The sequence below is a fragment of the Paenibacillus methanolicus genome (assembly GCF_008124765.1).
GTDB lineage: Bacteria > Bacillota > Bacilli > Paenibacillales > Paenibacillaceae > Paenibacillus_Z > Paenibacillus_Z methanolicus.
Map to the genome: position 1 here is coordinate 208,466 of NZ_VNHS01000007.1, position 17,110 is coordinate 225,575.

Genomic DNA, 17,110 nt, shown 5'->3' on the forward strand with positions numbered 1-17,110 from the left:
ACCGAGTTAACAGATCGGAGTGGTGGTTATAAATACGTTCATGAAACGGGCATTCCATCCGCAGGCGAGAACCGCGTATCTCTTCTTGCTGCCCAACGTCGCGGGCTTCCTGCTCTTCATCGCCGCGCCCGCCGTCATGGCGGTCCTGCTCGGGTTCACCGATTGGGACGGCTTCAATCCGATTCGGTGGGTGGGGCTCGACAACTACAAGCGGCTGCTTACGGACGAGAGCTTCCACATCTCGCTCGTCAATACGCTGACGTACACCGCCTTGTCTTGTCTGCTCGTCATCTGCGCCTCCATCGCGCTGGCGCTGCTCGTCAACCGGAAGACGCGCGGCATTACGGTGTTCCGTGCCGCCTACTTCTTCCCGCATATCGCGTCGTTCATCGCGGTCGCCGTCATCTGGCAGGCGATCTTCCACCCGACGCAGGGCCCGATCAACATGTTCTTGAAGCTGTTCACGGACAGTCCGCCGATGTGGCTGGCCAGCTCCGACTGGGCGATGACGAGCTTGATCATCGTCACGGTATGGAAGATGGCGGGGTATTACATGGTGCTGTTCCTGGCTGGTCTGCAGGGCATTCCGGAGGAACTGTACGAGGCGGCGAAGATCGACGGCGCGGGCGTCGTCCGCCGATTCTGGCGCGTCACGCTGCCGCTGCTGTCGCCGGTGACGTTCCTCGTCGTCATTACGTGCATCATCAACCTGTTCAAGTCGTTCGACCTCATCTACGTCATGACGGCCGGCGGTCCCGGACGGGCGACCTCGGTGCTCGTCTACGATATCTACAAGCAGGCGTTCGCGTTCAACAAATTCGGCTATGCGTCGGCGGAAGCGATCGTGCTGCTGGCGATCGTGCTCTTGATCACGTTCGTCCAATACCGGGGGGAGAAGAAATGGGTCAACTATTGAGTCGGTCCGCGCTGTATGTCGTCATGGTCGCGATCGCGCTGGTCATGACGCTGCCGTTCATCTGGATGCTGTCGACCTCCTTCAAGCTGGAGGAGCACGTGTTCAATTTTCCGATCGAATGGATTCCGTCCGTGTTCGCGCCGGAGAATTACAAGGCCGTCTGGACCGCCATTCCGATGCCGACCTACTATTGGAATTCGGTGAAGCTGGCGCTGATCATTACGGCCGGGCAGCTGCTGACGTGCTCGCTGGCCGGCTACGCCTTCGCCCGGCTGGAGTTTCCGGGGCGCAACCGGATGTTTCTCGTCTACTTGGTGTCGTACATGATACCGTACCAAGTCATTATGATCCCGCAGTATTTGATCATGAAAAACCTCGGGCTCGTCAATTCGCACTGGGCGCTCGTCTTCCTGGAGATCTTCAGCCCGTACGGCGTGTTCCTGATGCGGCAGTTCTTCATCTCCATCTCCCGCGAGCTGTCCGAGGCGGCCCGGATCGACGGCTGCGGGGAGATCGGCATTTTCGCCCGGGTCATCCTGCCGTTGGCCAAGCCGGCGATCGCCACGTTGACGATCTTCTGCTTCTCCTGGGTGTGGAACGACTTTCAGGCGCCGCTGATTTACCTGAACGACGATCGTCTGAAGACGATTCCGCTCGGGCTTGCTTCGCTGAACGGCGAGTTCGCGTCGCAGTTCAATCTCATTATGGCGGGCGCGGTGTCGTCGCTCATTCCCGTCATCGCGGTCTTCTTCTTCGCTCAAAAATATTTCATATCCGGCCTCTCCGTAGGCGCGGTGAAAGGATGACGCAGACATGAGCACGACGAATACGACGAACGCGCAATCGACTACTCGACAGGCCGCGATCGAGGATGCGGTAGCGAAGGTGCGCCGCAATCTCGAACAACGCGGATTGGCGTTCCCGCATATCGCGAGCGAGAAGCGGTACGACTGGGGCGCGAACGAGGATTGGATCGAAGGGTTCCATACCGGGCTGGCGTGGCTGTGCTACGAATACACGGGGGACGACTTCTTCCGCGAGCAGGCCAATCGGCACATCGAAGACTTCGACCGCCGGCTGACGGAGCGGGTCTGTCTGGATCACCACGATATCGGCTTCCTGTACGGCCCATCCGCGTTCGCAGGCTGGGTGATCGAAGGCAGCGAGGCGCATCGAGCGCTGGCCTTGCGAGCGGCGGATCTGCTGATGGAAAGATGGCGCGCGCCCGGGTACATCCAGGCGTGGGGACCGGAGGGCGATCCGAAGAACGGCGGGCGGATCATTATCGACTGTCTTATGAATTTGCCGCTGCTGTATTGGGCTTCCGAGACGACTGGCAATGCCGCCTATGGCGAGGTGGCGGTTCGGCAAGCGGAGCTGTCGCGGCGCTATCTCGTGCGGGGCGACGACTCTTCCTACCATACGTTCTACTTCGACCAGACGACCGGCGTGCCGATCGGCGGCGGGACGCATCAAGGCTATCACGATGGTTCGACGTGGACGAGAGGTCAGGCGTGGGGGATTTACGGATTCGCGCTATCGTACCGCTACACCGGACGGGGCGAATTGTTGGCGACGGCGAAACGAATGGCGGATTACTTCCTCGCGCATCTGCCGGAGGACGGCGTCGCCTACTGGGACTTCAACGCCCCGGTGACGGCAACGACGAACCGGGACAGCTCCGCCTCCGCGATCGCGCTGTGCGGGCTGCTCGAGATCATCGCGCATCTGCCGGAGGAAGACGCAGACCGTCAGCGGTATGGTGAAGCGGCCGCCCGCGCGGTGGACGCCCTCATCCGCGGCTACGCCACGATCGGCGAAGAAGCGGAGGGGCTGCTCGACCACGGCTCCTATCACGTCCGCGGCGACCTGGGGCCGGACGGCTACATGATCTGGGGCGATTATTACTATCTGGAAGCGCTGCTGCGTCTGGAGCGCGGGGTTCCCGGTTATTGGTACGAGCGTTAGAAGCGTGGTGAAGAAGTGGCCGGAGTGTCGATATGGAGAAGGAACAGCGTCAGCGGTCGCCTTTGTAAACGGATATCAACCTCAGATACAACTTGAAGTCAAAGAAATCCGGTTACAACAGCGAGTGGAAGCCCATATCGACCGGAGGTCACGGTTTATTCACCACGCTTCTAAAATAAGCGAGGGAGATGGATGACGATGTGGAGTAAAATCGCTTTTGTCGCGGCGGCCTGCCTGCTGAGCTTAACGATCATCTCGCCGTTTGCAAGTCTGACTACCCGAGGTACCGAACCGCCGGTCGCGCATGCGGCCGGCATCAATTTGCTCGCCAACCCGGGACTGGAAGCGACCGAGGCGTCGAGCGCTTGGCCGGGCGGGCTCAAGCCGACGAGTTGGAGCACGTGGTCCGCGAGCGGCAAGCCTCAATTCGCATGGGATACCGCCGTCAAAGCGGAAGGCGCCGCTTCGGTCAGCATCGGCGGCGCCGTCGTCTCCCGCGGCGCGATTACCCAGACGGTGCAGGCCCAGGCGATGCAGACGTACCGGCTGACGTATCGCATCAAGACCGACGCCGTCACGGCGTACTCGGGCGCGCGGGCGAGAGTCCAGTTCAAGCAGGGCAGCGCTCAGCTTTCGATCGTCTATGCGATGGGCGTGCAGAGCACCCGGGATTGGCAGCGGGTCGAATTCATCTTCACGGCGCCGCCCGGCGCGGACAACATGTCCGTGCAGGCGATGCTCGAGAGCGGCACCGGCACGGTCTGGTACGACGACTTCATGCTCGAGACGTGGACGCCCGCGCAATCCGTGACGCTTGCGGATGCAGCCGTAACCGTCGCGCAGGGCGAGGAGCGAGCGCTTCAAGCGGTCATCGAACCGGCGGACGCATCCAGCCAATCGCTCATCTGGACCGCCTACGATCCGAGGATCGCCACCGTAACACCATCCGGCGTGGTGAGGGGAATCTCGCCCGGTACGACGAAGGTCGCCGCCGAGACGCCGGACGGCAAACTAAAGGCCGTCGCCAGCATTACCGTCACCGGTCTCGAGCGCAACGGCAGCTTCGAAGCGACGTCCGCGATGACCGGCTGGAGCCAATCCATCGGCGCGACCGGCTGGTCGACATGGACCGCGAACGGCACGCCATCGTATGCGGTCGATGCGTCTGCTTCCGTCACGGGAAGCAGCGCCGTCCGCATCTCGGCATCGAAGCCGGCCAGAGGGGCGATCGTGCAGGAGATCGGCGGTATCGAGGCAGGCGCGGCGTACCGCTTAACGGCCCGTTTGAAGACGAGCGCCGTCAACCAGGAGCAAGGCGCGCGGATCCGCATTCAATTTTACAAGGGCGGGACCAGCGTCGGTGCGGTCTATACGTCCGCGCTCACCGGTACGACGGATTGGGCGTCCGTCGAACGAACGGCGGTCGCGCCGGCCGGGGCCGACAAAGCGCGTATCGAGCTGTTCCTCGAGCATAGCAAAGGGACGGTATGGGCGGATGACGTCGCCTTCGCGCGCTGGACGCCGATCGGTTCGCTGACGATTCGGGAGGATCAGCTCCACGTCCAGCAGGGTAAAACCGTCTATGCCCCGGTCACCATCGGACCTGCGGACGCGTCGCCGACGGCCCTCGTCTGGGAGAGCTCCAATCCGGCCATCGCGGCGGTGGACGGCGGCTTCATAGAAGGGATCGCGCTGGGTCAAACGGTCATTACGGTACGGACGGCCGACGGAAGCGTGCGCGATACCGTTCCCGTCCAAGTGGTCGCCGGAGAGACGGACCGCTTCGACGCGCTGCGCGCATCGTGGCGGGACCATATGCTCGGCGAACAGGCGTACCTCGAGACGGACCCGCTCATGAACGGAATCGTCGCCGGGATGGCGGAGCAAGCGCAGTACGTGCGCAGCAAGATGCTTCAAGGAAAAGAGCGTCGCTACCTCTGGCCCGAAGCGGACAAAAGCTACGACTCGGCCGGCATCACGACATCGTTCCGCCATTTGACGACGATGGCGAAAGCTTTCGTCATGGAAGGCTCTCCTGTGCGGGGCGAGCCGGCGTTATACGACGCGATCATGGATGGATTGGACTGGATGCTGGAGCAGGAGTATTTCGAAGGGCAGGTCGAATACGGTAACTGGTGGAACTGGGAGATCGGCGGCCCGCAAGCGTTGAATAACCTGCTGGTCCTACTGGATGGTATCGCCGACGAACAGCATGTCCGGAAGGCGACTGCCGCGATTCAATACTTCCTGCCCGACCCGTCGGTGAACCGAATTCGCGTCAATTCCCCGTTCCCCGCGACCGGCGCGAACTTGGTCGATAACGTGAAGGTGTACATCGTCGCCGGCGCGCTCGCCGAGCAAGCGGCGTTGTTGGAAACGGCACGGAATGCGATCGGTCCCGTGTTCGACGAAGTGACGTCCGGGGATGGCTTCTATGCGGACGGTTCTTTCATTCAGCATACGAACGTCGCCTATACGGGATCATACGGCAACGTGCTGCTGTCGGGGATCGGCGAGGTACTGCACATCCTGCATGGCACGGATTGGGAAGTGACGGACCCGGACCGGAGCAATGTGTACAAATGGGTCGAGACCGCCTTCGAACCGCTCATGACCAGCGGCGCTATGATGGAGATAGTGCGCGGACGGGCAATTTCCCGCGCGGCCGATACGGGCCGTTCCGTCGGACACGACATCATCGACGCCGTGATCCTGCTGGCGCAATCCGCCGATGGGAGCGATAGAACGACATTGCTCGGCAAGGCGAAGTCGTGGATAGAGGCCGATACTGCTCGGGATCATGTGGGACAATTGAAGGATTTGAACAAAATGAAGCGGGCGAGGGAGCTACTCGCCGACGAATCCGTGGCACCGGCGACTGTACCCGTAACGGCGAAAGTGTTCGCCAACATGGACAAAGCGGTGCAGCAACGACCCGGGTATTCGTTCGGTCTCAGTCTGTATTCGAGCCGGACGCTCAACTACGAATATATGAACGACGAGAACCGCAAGGGTTGGTATACGTCGGAAGGCATGACGTACTTGTATAACGACGACTTGACGCAATACGACGACGGCTTCTGGCCGACCGTCGATGCGTACCGGCTGCCCGGCACGACCGTCGATACCCGTCAGCGCGGAGACGGCGACGGCCAAGCGGTCATGCGCAATCCCGGCGTCGGAGGCGCGGTGCTGGACGGACAATTCGCCGCGGTCGGCATGGATCTGCAAGGGTGGAGCAGTACGCTGACCGCCAAGAAAGCATGGTTCATGCTCGATAACGAGATCGTGGCGCTCGGCGCAGGCATTACGAGCACGGACAACCGCGCGATCGAGACGATTGTCGAGAACCGCAAGCTGTTCGACGCGAATCAAGGGCTATCCATCAATGGCGAAGCGCAAAGCGCCGCCCTCGGCTGGACGGCTGAACGATCCGACGTCTCCAGCGCCTATCTGTCCGGCAAGACGCCATCCACCGGCATCGGCTATTATTTCCCGGGCGGCGCGTCCGTCAAAGGGATACGGGAAGCAAGGACGGCCAGCTGGTCCGACATCAATGGCGGCCAGTCCCGGACGCCTCTCACTCGCAATTACGTCACCCTATGGATGGATCACGGGGCCAATCCGGCCGGAGCTTCCTATGCCTATGCGATACTGCCGAACCGCGCCGATGACCAAGTGAACGCGTACGCGGCAAATCCGGATTTCGAGGTCATCGCGAATACGGCGGAGGCGCAGGTTATCCGGGAGCATGCGTTAGGTATATCGGGCGGTCTGTTCTGGGCGCCGGGCGCGAGCGCCGGCGGCATCACGGTGTCGCTTCCGGCCGCCGTCATGGTCCGGGAGACCGAAGGCGAGATCATCGTCGCCGTATCCGATCCGTCCATGCTCGCTCAGGGCGCGATCGACGTCGAGCTCGCGCTGCGAGCGGTCGACGCGATCGAAGCGGATGCCGGCGTAACGGTGACGGAGCTCGGCGAGCGGATCAAGCTAAGCGTCGAAGTCGGCGGCGCGAAAGGCAGAACGTTCGAGGTTCGATTGGCGAAGTAGAGCTCGAAGGCAACGCTCTTAATCTCGTGTTAGCTGCGGGATGCAGATAAGCGAGCAGCGGCAGCCGGTTCGGCTGCCGCTGCTCACTATGCGTTGAAGTAACGTCCAATTCAAACCGAACTTTTGGGTCATTTTGCCGCAAGTTTTGAAGCTGCTTCTTCTGCCTCCAAATATGCCTTTTGCAAGACTTCATTTTTATCGATTATAGATGTTCCTTGAACCCGAAGTATTTCATAATCCTCGATACCAATAAAATTGAACAACGACTTCAAGTACTTGTGCGAGTATTCAACTTCGGTATACCAGTCATTATTCGTATATATTGCTCCGCTTCCTTGGATTACAATCATGCTTCTCCCATCCTTAAGAAGCCCCGCCGATCCATTTTCGGTATATTTAAACGTCTCATTGGCGATCAAAATATTGTCTATATAATCTTTTAATTTTGATGGAATATTAAAGTTATGCAATGGATAGGCAATTACATATTTAGTTGCACGCTTGAATTGTTGCAAGACTTCATTCATGCGCCCAGTTACTTCTTGCTCTTTGATTGTTAACTCTTCGCCATTTCGTTGTTTTTCCCAAGCACGGAGGACAGTTTGGTCGATCATAGGTATAACATCATTGTATAGATTTATTTGTTCAATGACCTCGTCGCTAGCATGCTGCTGTTTATAGAGTGTTAAGAAATAACTTAAGACATTTAGGCTGTAAGATGAAGCGGACTCCGTATCCGGGTGTGCATTAATGACAAGCAGTTTACTCATAGGTTGGTTCCTCCATTTTGTATTTTGTCGATACATCAATTAAGACAGCTGAAGGAACAATTCTGTGACAGTGATTAGAAAATATTCAGAAAGATAGTTAGACACACGCTTGAAGCTGCAGCGTCACGCGAGCGAGCCGGTTGTCCCCAGCGGGGAGCAGACCGGCTTCGTTTCGTTGCCTGTGCGGCGCTGGCAGGTTCGTTTCCTTCATCTGGCGAATAGTTGACATAGGCGAATTTACTCCGAAGGGGGGAGCGACGATGCCCAAATCGAAACGGCTCATGGAGCTCATGATGACGGTGAACCGTAAACGGAGGTTCAAAGTTCAAGAATTGGCGGACGAATTCGGCGTCTCCTCGCGGACGATTCTGCGGGACTTGCAGGAACTGAGCGAGCTGGGCGTGCCGCTGTATTCGGAGGTGGGGCCGCACGGCGGGTATCAGGTGGTGAGGGAACGGGTGCTGCCGCCGATTGCGTTCACGGAGGGGGAGGCCGGGGCCATGTTTTTTGCCGTGCATGCGCTTCGTCACTATTCCTCGCTGCCGTTCGATGCGGAATCCGCTTCGGCCTTGAGCAAATTTTATTTGCACATGCCAGGCGACGTTCGGGACCGGATCGACGGCATGAAAGAGCGAGTCGATTTTATAACGCCGACGCGGCGGTCGGACGCTCCGTTCCTGGCCGTCTTGCTGGAAGCCGCCGTCAAGCAGAAGGTGCTTGCGGTCTTATACGACACGAAGGAGGAAGGGGCGGCCAGTCGTCGGCGGATTCAGCCGGTTTTCCTGTATGCGCACAGCGGCCTCTGGTACTGTACGGCCTATTGTTTTCTGCGCCGGGACTACCGAACCTTCCGCTGCGACCGGATTCGCGATGCGGTCGACGATCCGACCGAGCCGCTCCAACTGAGCGATATCCGCCTGCTCGGGCACGAGGCGGCGTCGCCGGCGGATGCAATGAGGTTAAGAGCCGAGCTGACCCGCGCCGGCACCCAGCGCTGCGAAGCCGAGCTCTGGCTCTCTCCTTTGCTCCAAGTGCGCGAGGACGGGACTGCAATAATCGATGCGGACGTCGACCGGAGCGACATTTCATTTTACACTGATTTTTTCATCTCCCTGGGAGACGAAGTCAAGCTGCGCGAGCCGGCGGAATTGAGAGCCTCCATCCGCAGAAGGCTGATCGAATTACTTGAGAACTATCAGGGATGAAAACGAGGCGATCTCTTGGTCGCCTCGTCCGGTTTACGCTTTGTTTCTCGGAGTAAAGAGTTGGATCGTAATGCCGAATCGGTCCGTCACGACGCCGAAAGCCGGGCTGAAGTAGATTTCTTGCAAAGGCATCACGACTTGGCCGCCTTCCAAGAGCGCATTAAAGAAGCGGGCCGATGTTTCGGTATCGGGGGTCGTGATGCAGATCTGCAGGCGATCGCCGGTCGCGTTCGGCTCGTCCGAGATCGAGTCCGCCACGAATAATTCCGCCTCTCCGATCTTTAGCACCCCGTGCGCTACCCGTTCTTTGGCGTGCGCCGGCAGCGGGTGCGACGGATCCTCGGGGCCTTCTCCATATGTTTGCAAGAATACCGTTTTGGCCTCCAGCGCGGATTCGTAAAATCGAATCGCTTCTCTTGCATTCCCGTTCAGCGTGATAAAAGGCGTAACTTGAAACGTCATGATCAAACACTCCTTTTGGTTTCGTTTAGCTCGGACTGCGATGCGCCGGCCTCGAAACCAATTGTATCCCCTAATCGTGACAACTTCTGTCATAAACTAATTTAGCGGATGCGGTAAATCGCGTTATTTTAAGAGAAAAGGGATCCCATCGTCATCTCGGATGACGTTCGGATCCCTTTTTTGTTGCGAGTGAATAAGTAAAGCGTGTCCGCGATAGCGGACGAAAGCGAAGGTCAGCACGGAGCCGCATCAAACGGACAGCCCTGTAGGATACCACCCAAGGCAAAACGTAATGAACGAAGCTCGAACAAGAGCCAGTCCGAAGGACTAGCGGGCTCCCCTCGAAAGGAAACATCGAAGACGGCCGCGCAACGAGTCACGATCCTTCCGGGTGTCCAGAGGGACGGGTCCCTCTGAACCCCCTCGCGAGGGGGCTTGGGGGAGGAAAAGAACGGGTTCTCGAAGGGCATAGCCCTTTGATTGACGCTGCCTACCCTTTCACCGCCCCGGCCACGACGCCTTTGACGATATACTTCTGCAGCAGCATGAACACGACGATGGACGGGAGGACCGCCATCACCATGGCCGTCATCGCGTACTGCCAGTCCGAGGTGTACTGCCCGACGAACGTATAGGCGGCCAGCGTCAGCGTCTTCGTGGACGGGGAGCCGTTGACCATGAGCAGCGGCAGCAGGAAGTCGTTCCAGATCCACATGACGTCGATGATGATGATCGTCGTCGTCACCGATTTCAGCAGCGGGAAGATGACGCTGAAGAACAGGCGGAAGCCGGAGGCGCCGTCGATCTTGGCGCTCTCGTCGATCTCCAGCGGAATGCCTTTGACGAAGCCGTGGTAGATGAACACCGCCAGCGGCGCGCCGAAGCCCCAGTACAGGATGCCGAGCCCCCACGTGCTCTCCGACAGATTCAGGTCTTTGGCCAGCTGCAGCACGGTGAGCATGATCGATTGGAACGGGATGAGCATCGGCATAATGCACAGCAGGTAGATCAAGGCGCTGATTCGCGTCTTCGTGCGTCCGAGCTTGTAGGCCGCGATCGACGAGACGAGGACGATGCCGGCCAAGCCGAGCACGGTAATGATCGTATTGTTCAGGAACAGGCGCGGATAGTCGATGAAGTCCCACACGTACGCGTAGTTGGCGAACGACAGCTTTTTGGGCAGGGCGATGACGTCGGTCATGACCTCTTGGAAGCTTTTGAACGCGTTCAGAATCGTGAGCAGGAGCGGATAGATAAAGACGAGCGATAGGAGGACCATGAAGACTTCGAGTAGCAGACGTCCTGTTCTAATTCGCTTCATTAGGCTTCAACCTCCCTGCGTTTGAAGATCGATAATTGTACGATCGTGATGATCAGCACCGCCACGAACAGGATCAGTGCTTTCGCCGTGCCGTAGCCGTACAAATTGTTCTGGAACGTATCGCGGTAGATGTCGTAGGCGACGCTGTACGTGGTGCCGCCCGGTCCGCCGCCGGTCAGCGACAGGATGACGTCGAATATTTTGATCGAATTCGTCAGCGCCATGAACACCGAGATCGTGATCGACGGCGCGAGCAGCGGCAGCGTGATGCTGAAGAACCGCCGGACCGGTCCGGCGCCGTCCATGACGGCCGCTTCCTTCAGATCGTCCGGTACGGATTGGAGACCCGCGATGTAGATGACCATATAGAAGCCGATCGATTGCCAGATGGAGACGCCGAGAATGGAGACGAACGCCAGTCCCGGCTCCCCCAGCCAGCTGAGGTCGAAGACGCCCCATCCGGTGCTGGCGCCGAGCGACTCGAAGCCCTGCATAAAAATGAATTTCCAGATGAAGCCGACGATGACGAGGCTCAGAATATACGGCGTGAAGAACGCCATCCGCAGCCATGTCGACGACTTCAGCTTCATGTCGAGCACGAGCGCGAGCAGAATCGCCAGCACGTTGACGAGCACGATGTACAGCACCGCGTATTTAAGGGTGAACCAAGCCGCGTTGGCGAAGTTCGCGTCGTGCAGGAAGATTTGCTTGAAATTGTCCAGGCCGACGAATTTCGGATGCTTGGAAATCCCGTTCCACTTGGTGAGCGAATAGCGCACCGTCATGGCGAACGGAATGTAGAACGCGATGGCCACGCATAGGAGCACGGGAAGCGTGAAGATGCCGAATTCGAGCTTGTCGCCCCATTTTCTACTTAGTCTGCGCATAGAGCACCTCTTTTTTTTTGTTCAAATACAAGCGTTTATATGCTACACATATATAAGTCATCTTGTATTTCACCTTCGCTGAATGCTGCATTCCCAATCTTTCGATTGTGGACGCAAACCAATCAGCTTTTCCGGAACGTAACAAGTATCGCCTTGTTTGCTTCGGGATGGATTTCGTTACAATGGATTATAAATTAGGGGGCCGAGCGCGCAGAATGGAGGAAAGGGGACTGTTAAGGGTAAAAAGGTGAACTGTGCAACCGAGGACGGGAGGGCGAAACGAGCGATGATCGACCGCATCAAAAGAGGCCTGGCAGCGATTGTCGACCGGGCGACGCGTCGACTCGTCAACAAGCTGATCTTGCTCTTTACGAGCATTATCATCCTTGTCGTCGGGTCATTGACCGTCATCTCGTACCAGATGATTCAACGGGAGTCGGTGGCGAGCAGCATCGCCAGCACGACGAACAATTTATATCTCGTGAACAAAAATATCGAAGGCTATCTCGCGGGGATGGAAGCGCTGTCCCAGCCGCAGCTGCGCTATGACGAGATCGTGCACGCGATCAAGACCGAAGCGGAGAACTATGCGTCGAGGCAATACTTGGAGAACTATCTGCGCGACCTGTTCTTCTCCCGGAACGATCTGGAGGCGATCTATCTCTATCTCGTGGAAGAAGACAAATACTATACGATCTACCGGGAGACGTACACGATCTCGAGCCGGACCGGGACGGACGCGAAGATCGCGGACCAGCGCTGGTACGAGCAGATGATGGCGAGCAAGCAGAACCGCGCGTTCCAGTCGTTCGTGCTGCCCGGCGAGACGACCGGCTACGACGTCCATACAGACAAGGTGTTCATGGCGTTCCATAAAGTACTGCGCTCGATCGCCAGCCGGGAGCCCCAGGCGGTGCTGTCGTTCTACTTCAACGACAAAGCGGTTCGAGAGACGATGCGGGACGTGCCGCTAGGCGAGGGCGAGCATGTGATGCTCCTCGATCCGTCGCGGACGCCGTTCTACGCGGACGACGCGTCGTTCTATCGGCAGGCGCGCGAAGGAGGCATGACGGCTCGGCTGCCGGGCAGCGGCAACGGGCAGTTCGATTGGGACGGGACGGACGAGCCGTATATGGTCGTTCATAACGCGGGGCAGGTGGAGGGCTGGTCGCTGGTCAAGCCGATTCCGTATCGCGAAATCTATGCGGCGGCGACAACCACGCGCAACGTCAGTTATATGATCGGGTTGATTTTCCTCGTCATCGCCGTCATTCTCGTCGCCTTGACCGCCAATGCCATCACGCTCCCGCTGAAGAAGCTGTCGGTGCAGATGCGCAAATTCGGCGAAGGCACGTTTGACGCGGCCGCGCAGGTGAAGGGCCGGGACGAGATCGCGTTCCTGACCCGGCGGTTCAATCAGATGGTCGTCCGGACGAACGAGCTGATCAACGAGCGGTTCCGGATGAAGCTGGTGGAGAAGAACGCGATGCTCAAGGCGCTGGAGGCGGAGATCAATCCCCACTTTCTCTATAACGCGCTGCAGGCGATCTCGACCAAGGCGCTGAAGCAAGGGACCGACGACGTGGCGGATATGGTCGACGCGCTCGCGCTGACGCTGCGATATTGCATCAGCGGCAAAGATATCGTCCTCGCCGAAGAGGAGCTGCGGCATATGGAGCGCTATCTATCATTGCAAAAAGCGCGGTTCGGCAGCCGGCTGCTCGTCGCGACGGAGTGGGACCCGCGCTTGTCGGAGCTGCGGATGCCGAAGCTGTCGCTGCAGACGCTCGTGGAGAACGCGATCAAGCACGGCGTCGAACGGGTATCCCGTCCCGTCGCCGTCGTCATCCGCGCGGAGCTTGCGGACGAGCAGGCCGTCATCGTCGTGGAAGACGACGGCCCCGGCATTACGCCGGAGCGGCTGGAGGAAGTTCGGCGGCTGCTCGCGGCCGATTGGGACGAGCGGGAGAGCGACAGCATCGGCCTGCATAATTTGCATATGCGCTTGAAGCTGCTGTACGGCGAAGCGGCGGATTTGACGATCGAAGCAAGAGAGAGCGGCGCCCGCATGACGATGACGCTGCCGCGAGGAGGGTGACAAACAAGTGTATACGGTGTTGATCATAGACGACGAGGAGCCCGTGCGGGAAGCGATCCGCATCCTCGGGGATTGGCAGGGCTTGGGCGTGGAGCGAATCCTAGAGGCCGCTGACGGTAGAAGCGCGCTCGCCATGCTGGCGGCGCATAAGCCGGACGTGGCGATGGTGGATATGAAAATGCCGGAGATGAACGGGGTGGAATTTCTCCGGGAGGTGGAGCGGGACTATCCGGAGCTGCTGACCATCGTCATCAGCGGCTACGATGATTTCGAATTTACGCGGCAGGCGATTCGCTCGAAGGTGGCCGATTATTTGCTCAAGCCGGTGAATCGCGCGGACTTGAACCAGGCGCTGCGCAAGGCGGTCCAGGTGCTCGAAGCCAGGCGCGAGCGCCAGAGCGAGCTGGTCAACCGCAACATCACGCTCAATATGTCGCTGCCGAAGCTGAAGGAGAAGCTGTATCTGTCGATCTTCGAACGCAGCTTCAAGCGGCAATCGAACGAGGCGTTCCTGCCGCTCATCGGCGCGGACAAGACGAACGGGCGCCATATAGCGGCGGTGCTTCGGGTGATGAACTTCGACGAGGTGTGCGCGAGGCGCTTCAACAAGGAGAACGCGCTGCTGCAGTTCGCCGTCGCCAACGTGCTGAGCGACGTGGGCGGCGAGCGGCTGCAGGCGTTCAGCTTCGCCGATCCGGCGTTCGCGCGGGAGATGATCGTCGTCTATTCCGCCGATGGCGGCTATGCGGACGAGCTGGCCTTCACGGCGGGCATTCTGGCGAAGAGAGCCGTCGCGACGCTCGCCGCTCTATTCGGGATGCAGGTCGCGACAGGGCTCGGATCGCCTTGTACCGATGTGCTGGAGCTGGCGGGATCATACGAGGAAGCGAAGTCCGCGCTGAACCGGTTCAATCTGCTTAAGCCCGGCGCGGGCGCGGAAACCGGCGGCGCGTCCGCCGGCAGAGAGACGCGAAGCGCGCCGCTCGGACTCGCGAGCCGGATGGGCCAAATTCGCGGCGCCTTGGAGGCGGGCAATCTACCGCAGGCGCGCAGCGTGTTAGCCGATTATCTCGGCCAGCTGAGACAATTCGAATCGTTCGGCTTGGCCGAGGCGGATCTGCGTCTTCGCGAGTTCCAGGTGCTGCTGGGCGATCTGGCCGCCGAGCTCGGCGCGCGGTTGGAGCCGCTGCCAGGCGCGGGAGCAGGCGGCCGCGTCGAAGGAGGCGGCGGACCGGACTTCGCGGACTTTGCGCAATTCGAGGCGGCGATGACCGCGACGCTTCAGCACCACGGGGAGCGCATCCTGGAGAAGGCGTCCGGCAGCCGCCCTTTTCAGATCGCGGACGTGCGGGACTACATCGACCGGTATTATTTCGAGGATATCAAGATCTCCATGTTCACCGAGAAGCATTACCTCAGCCGCGAATACCTCATGAAGCTGTTCAAGCAGCAGTACGGGGTCGGCATTCACGAATATATGCAGAAGGTGCGGATGGACAAGGCGAAGGAGCTGCTGGGCGATCCCGCTTTGAAGATCCAGGAGATTTCCGAGATGCTTGGCTACAAGGACAAGAACTATTTCAGCAAAGCGTTCCGCACTTACTGCGGCCTCTCGCCGTCCGACTATCGGGCTGCCCGTTGCGACGGCTAAGCCGAGGGCAATGCTGTCAGGTTAAGGAAAAAGTCGGGTGAAGTTATCCACAGCCTATAGTTGACAGACTTATGTCTTAGAACTTTAACACCCACTGAAGCTTTGTCCGCGAGGACAAAAGCGTGCCCCGCTCGAAGCCACCCGCCGACCGCGAACAAACGTGCAAGCACGAAGAGGGAGTCCAGAGGGCAGAGACCTCTGGTTCCCCTCGGCGGAGGGGGAAGGGGGAGGCGGCACCGGGAGAACGCTTTTTTACCCTTAACACTTCACTTATGTGCATTTCGATCGCGCGCCGCTTTCTTTACAATAGGCATCGAGAGGTTCAACCGATAACGAAAGTGGGGCGTAGACATGAAGAACAAAATGGTGGCGCTGTCATTGAGCTTGGCGATGACGATGGCTTTGCTATCCGCATGCGGCGGCAACAATAACGGCAACGGCAATGCGGCGGGCGCGAACGCGGGAGCGAATGCGAGCGAGGCGGCGGATGCCTCCAAGCCGGTAACGATCAATATGTTTACCGCATCGCCGGAATATACGCAAGCCTTCAACGCTTACATCGAAGAGTACAAGGAAGTGAAGCCGAACGTGACGATAAACCTGGAAATCATGCAAGCCGACTACAATACGGTGCTGAAATCCAAAATCGCGGCCGGCAGCACGCCGGACGTGTTCCAGACGACGGCGGGCGGCGACATCGATACGTTCGCCGAATATAGCGCCGATCTGACGAACGAGCCGCTGGCGGCGGCGATGACGGACGCGGTGCGCGCGAACATGACGTCCGCGGACGGCAAAGTGCTCGGCCTGCCGGTGAAGGGCAATCTGTTCACTCTGATCTACAACAAGAAGCTGTTCGCCGATGCAGGCATCGCGGCGCCGCCGAAGACGACCGCCGAGCTGGAGGACGCGATCGCGAAGCTCGAAGCGAAAGGCGTCACCCCGTTCGCGAACGCGTACAAAGAGTGGTGGGTATGGAAGCACATCTTCCAGCACTACGTCGACGCGGCCGCGCAGGACGCGGGTCAGAGCGCGCAGGATCTCGTGAAGGCGTTCATCGCCGGCGAGGCGAAGTTCCAGGACCATCCGCTGCTGTACAATAACTTCTTCAGCTTCATCGACACGACGGTGGCGCACGGCACGCCGAAGCCGCTCGAGCGCGACAGCAACGCCCAAGTGAGCGACTTCGCGTCCGGCAAAGCGGCGATCCTGACCGGCAAGGGCGCATGGGACGAAGAAGCGATCAAGAAGATTACGCCGGACTTCGAACTGGGCATCGCGGGCTATCCGGTCAGCGACAAGGCCGAGCAGGCGCAGATCATCACCGGCGCGGACCAAGCGCTTCGCATCAACAAGGATTCGGCGGTAGCCAAGGAGACGATCGAATTTTTCAACTGGCTCTATACGTCCGACTACGGCAAAGGCTGGTTCTCCTCGGTGGCGAAGGTTATCCCGCCGATCAAGGACGCGCCGCTGCCGGAGCTCGACATGCCGAAGCAAATGGACGAAATTCTCAAGACCGAGAAATCCGGCGACCTGTCCGTCAACTACTCGCTCGATACGTTCCATCAGAAATTCGGCGAAATCATGCAAGCCTACATCGGCAAGTCGAAGACGAAGGATCAAGCGGTCGAGGAAATCCAGCAAGCGTGGATTCAGCTGGGTTCCGCGCAATAGCCGCATAAACGACAAACTCCTGCCTCGCGATGAGGCAGGAGTTTGCTGCGTTCGTAACGAATCGCGCGCCGGATCAACCATCGACGAGGCTTGCCGACCAAGAAG

At 59.1% G+C, this 17,110-nt stretch carries 12 protein-coding genes; 8 read left to right on the top strand and 4 right to left on the bottom strand.

The annotated features are described in order from the left end of the window. The first annotated feature begins 40 nt into the window (after nt 1-40). From BCM02_RS19165 to BCM02_RS19180, 4 genes are all read left to right on the top strand, one after another. Nucleotides 41-916 carry a carbohydrate ABC transporter permease gene (locus tag BCM02_RS19165; protein ID WP_148930732.1) on the top strand — a complete coding sequence of 292 codons (876 nt, stop codon included), beginning with the start codon at nt 41-43 and terminating at the stop codon, nt 914-916. Beyond that, on the top strand, nt 901-1,722 hold the full coding sequence (locus BCM02_RS19170) for a carbohydrate ABC transporter permease (protein WP_148930733.1): 822 nt from the start codon (nt 901-903) through the stop codon (nt 1,720-1,722). The genes BCM02_RS19165 and BCM02_RS19170 overlap by 16 nt, the downstream gene beginning before the upstream one ends. A 7-nt stretch (nt 1,723-1,729) precedes the next feature. Next, complete coding sequence (locus BCM02_RS19175) at nt 1,730-2,884, top strand: glycoside hydrolase family 88 protein (RefSeq protein WP_148930734.1); 1,155 nt, start codon at nt 1,730-1,732, stop codon at nt 2,882-2,884. 198 nt (nt 2,885-3,082) lie between these two features. After that, on the top strand, nt 3,083-6,934 hold the full coding sequence (locus BCM02_RS19180) for a polysaccharide lyase family 8 super-sandwich domain-containing protein (protein ID WP_187434309.1): 3,852 nt from the start codon (nt 3,083-3,085) through the stop codon (nt 6,932-6,934). 128 nt (nt 6,935-7,062) lie between these two features. Here BCM02_RS19180 and BCM02_RS19185 read toward each other — a convergent pair whose 3' ends face one another. After that, on the bottom strand, nt 7,063-7,704 hold the full coding sequence (locus BCM02_RS19185) for an FMN-dependent NADH-azoreductase (protein WP_148930736.1): 642 nt from the start codon (nt 7,702-7,704) through the stop codon (nt 7,063-7,065). Between the two features lie 260 nt (nt 7,705-7,964). Between BCM02_RS19185 and BCM02_RS19190 the strand changes: the two genes are divergently transcribed. After that, nucleotides 7,965-8,909: a helix-turn-helix transcriptional regulator gene (locus BCM02_RS19190; RefSeq protein WP_148930737.1), complete on the top strand. Its 945-nt coding sequence runs from the start codon at nt 7,965-7,967 to the stop codon at nt 8,907-8,909. A gap of 33 nt (nt 8,910-8,942) precedes the next feature. Here the strand turns inward: BCM02_RS19190 and BCM02_RS19195 are convergent, their stop codons facing one another. The 3 genes from BCM02_RS19195 to BCM02_RS19205 form a co-directional block, all read right to left on the bottom strand. Next, nucleotides 8,943-9,371 carry a VOC family protein gene (locus BCM02_RS19195; protein ID WP_148930738.1) on the bottom strand — a complete coding sequence of 143 codons (429 nt, stop codon included), beginning with the start codon at nt 9,369-9,371 and terminating at the stop codon, nt 8,943-8,945. 490 nt (nt 9,372-9,861) lie between these two features. Beyond that, on the bottom strand, nt 9,862-10,692 hold the full coding sequence (locus BCM02_RS19200; protein WP_148930739.1) for a carbohydrate ABC transporter permease: 831 nt from the start codon (nt 10,690-10,692) through the stop codon (nt 9,862-9,864). After that, entirely contained in the window at nt 10,692-11,579 is an 888-nt protein-coding gene (locus tag BCM02_RS19205; RefSeq protein WP_148930740.1) for a carbohydrate ABC transporter permease, read from the bottom strand. Before BCM02_RS19205 ends, BCM02_RS19200 begins: the two co-directional genes overlap by 1 nt. Nucleotides 11,580-11,865: 286 nt before the next feature. On the opposite strand from BCM02_RS19205, the gene BCM02_RS19210 reads away from it, so the two are divergent. The 3 genes from BCM02_RS19210 to BCM02_RS19220 all read left to right on the top strand — a co-directional run bounded on the left by BCM02_RS19210 (nt 11,866) and on the right by BCM02_RS19220 (nt 17,005). After that, a complete protein-coding gene (locus BCM02_RS19210; protein WP_148930741.1) occupies nt 11,866-13,677 on the top strand; it encodes a sensor histidine kinase in 1,812 nt (603 codons plus the stop codon). Between the two features lie 7 nt (nt 13,678-13,684). Further along, nucleotides 13,685-15,328 carry a response regulator gene (locus BCM02_RS19215; protein WP_148930742.1) on the top strand — a complete coding sequence of 548 codons (1,644 nt, stop codon included), beginning with the start codon at nt 13,685-13,687 and terminating at the stop codon, nt 15,326-15,328. Nucleotides 15,329-15,679: 351 nt separating this feature from the next. Next, the gene (locus BCM02_RS19220) at nt 15,680-17,005 is read left to right on the top strand and encodes a type 2 periplasmic-binding domain-containing protein (protein WP_148930743.1); all 1,326 of its coding nucleotides are present in this window, start codon (nt 15,680-15,682) and stop codon (nt 17,003-17,005) included. The last annotated feature ends 105 nt before the right edge of the window (nt 17,006-17,110 follow it).

Bases quoted from the DNA above. Each gene is read 5' to 3' on its own strand.
- BCM02_RS19165 (WP_148930732.1), top strand. From the start codon at position 41: ATGAAACGGGCATTCCATCCGCAGGCGAGAACCGCGTATCTCTTCTTG.
- BCM02_RS19170 (WP_148930733.1), top strand. From the start codon at position 901: ATGGGTCAACTATTGAGTCGGTCCGCGCTGTATGTCGTCATGGTCGCG.
- BCM02_RS19175 (WP_148930734.1), top strand. From the start codon at position 1,730: ATGAGCACGACGAATACGACGAACGCGCAATCGACTACTCGACAGGCC.
- BCM02_RS19180 (WP_187434309.1), top strand. From the start codon at position 3,083: ATGTGGAGTAAAATCGCTTTTGTCGCGGCGGCCTGCCTGCTGAGCTTA.
- BCM02_RS19185 (WP_148930736.1), bottom strand. From the start codon at position 7,704: ATGAGTAAACTGCTTGTCATTAATGCACACCCGGATACGGAGTCCGCT.
- BCM02_RS19190 (WP_148930737.1), top strand. From the start codon at position 7,965: ATGCCCAAATCGAAACGGCTCATGGAGCTCATGATGACGGTGAACCGT.
- BCM02_RS19195 (WP_148930738.1), bottom strand. From the start codon at position 9,371: ATGACGTTTCAAGTTACGCCTTTTATCACGCTGAACGGGAATGCAAGA.
- BCM02_RS19200 (WP_148930739.1), bottom strand. From the start codon at position 10,692: ATGAAGCGAATTAGAACAGGACGTCTGCTACTCGAAGTCTTCATGGTC.
- BCM02_RS19205 (WP_148930740.1), bottom strand. From the start codon at position 11,579: ATGCGCAGACTAAGTAGAAAATGGGGCGACAAGCTCGAATTCGGCATC.
- BCM02_RS19210 (WP_148930741.1), top strand. From the start codon at position 11,866: ATGATCGACCGCATCAAAAGAGGCCTGGCAGCGATTGTCGACCGGGCG.
- BCM02_RS19220 (WP_148930743.1), top strand. From the start codon at position 15,680: ATGAAGAACAAAATGGTGGCGCTGTCATTGAGCTTGGCGATGACGATG.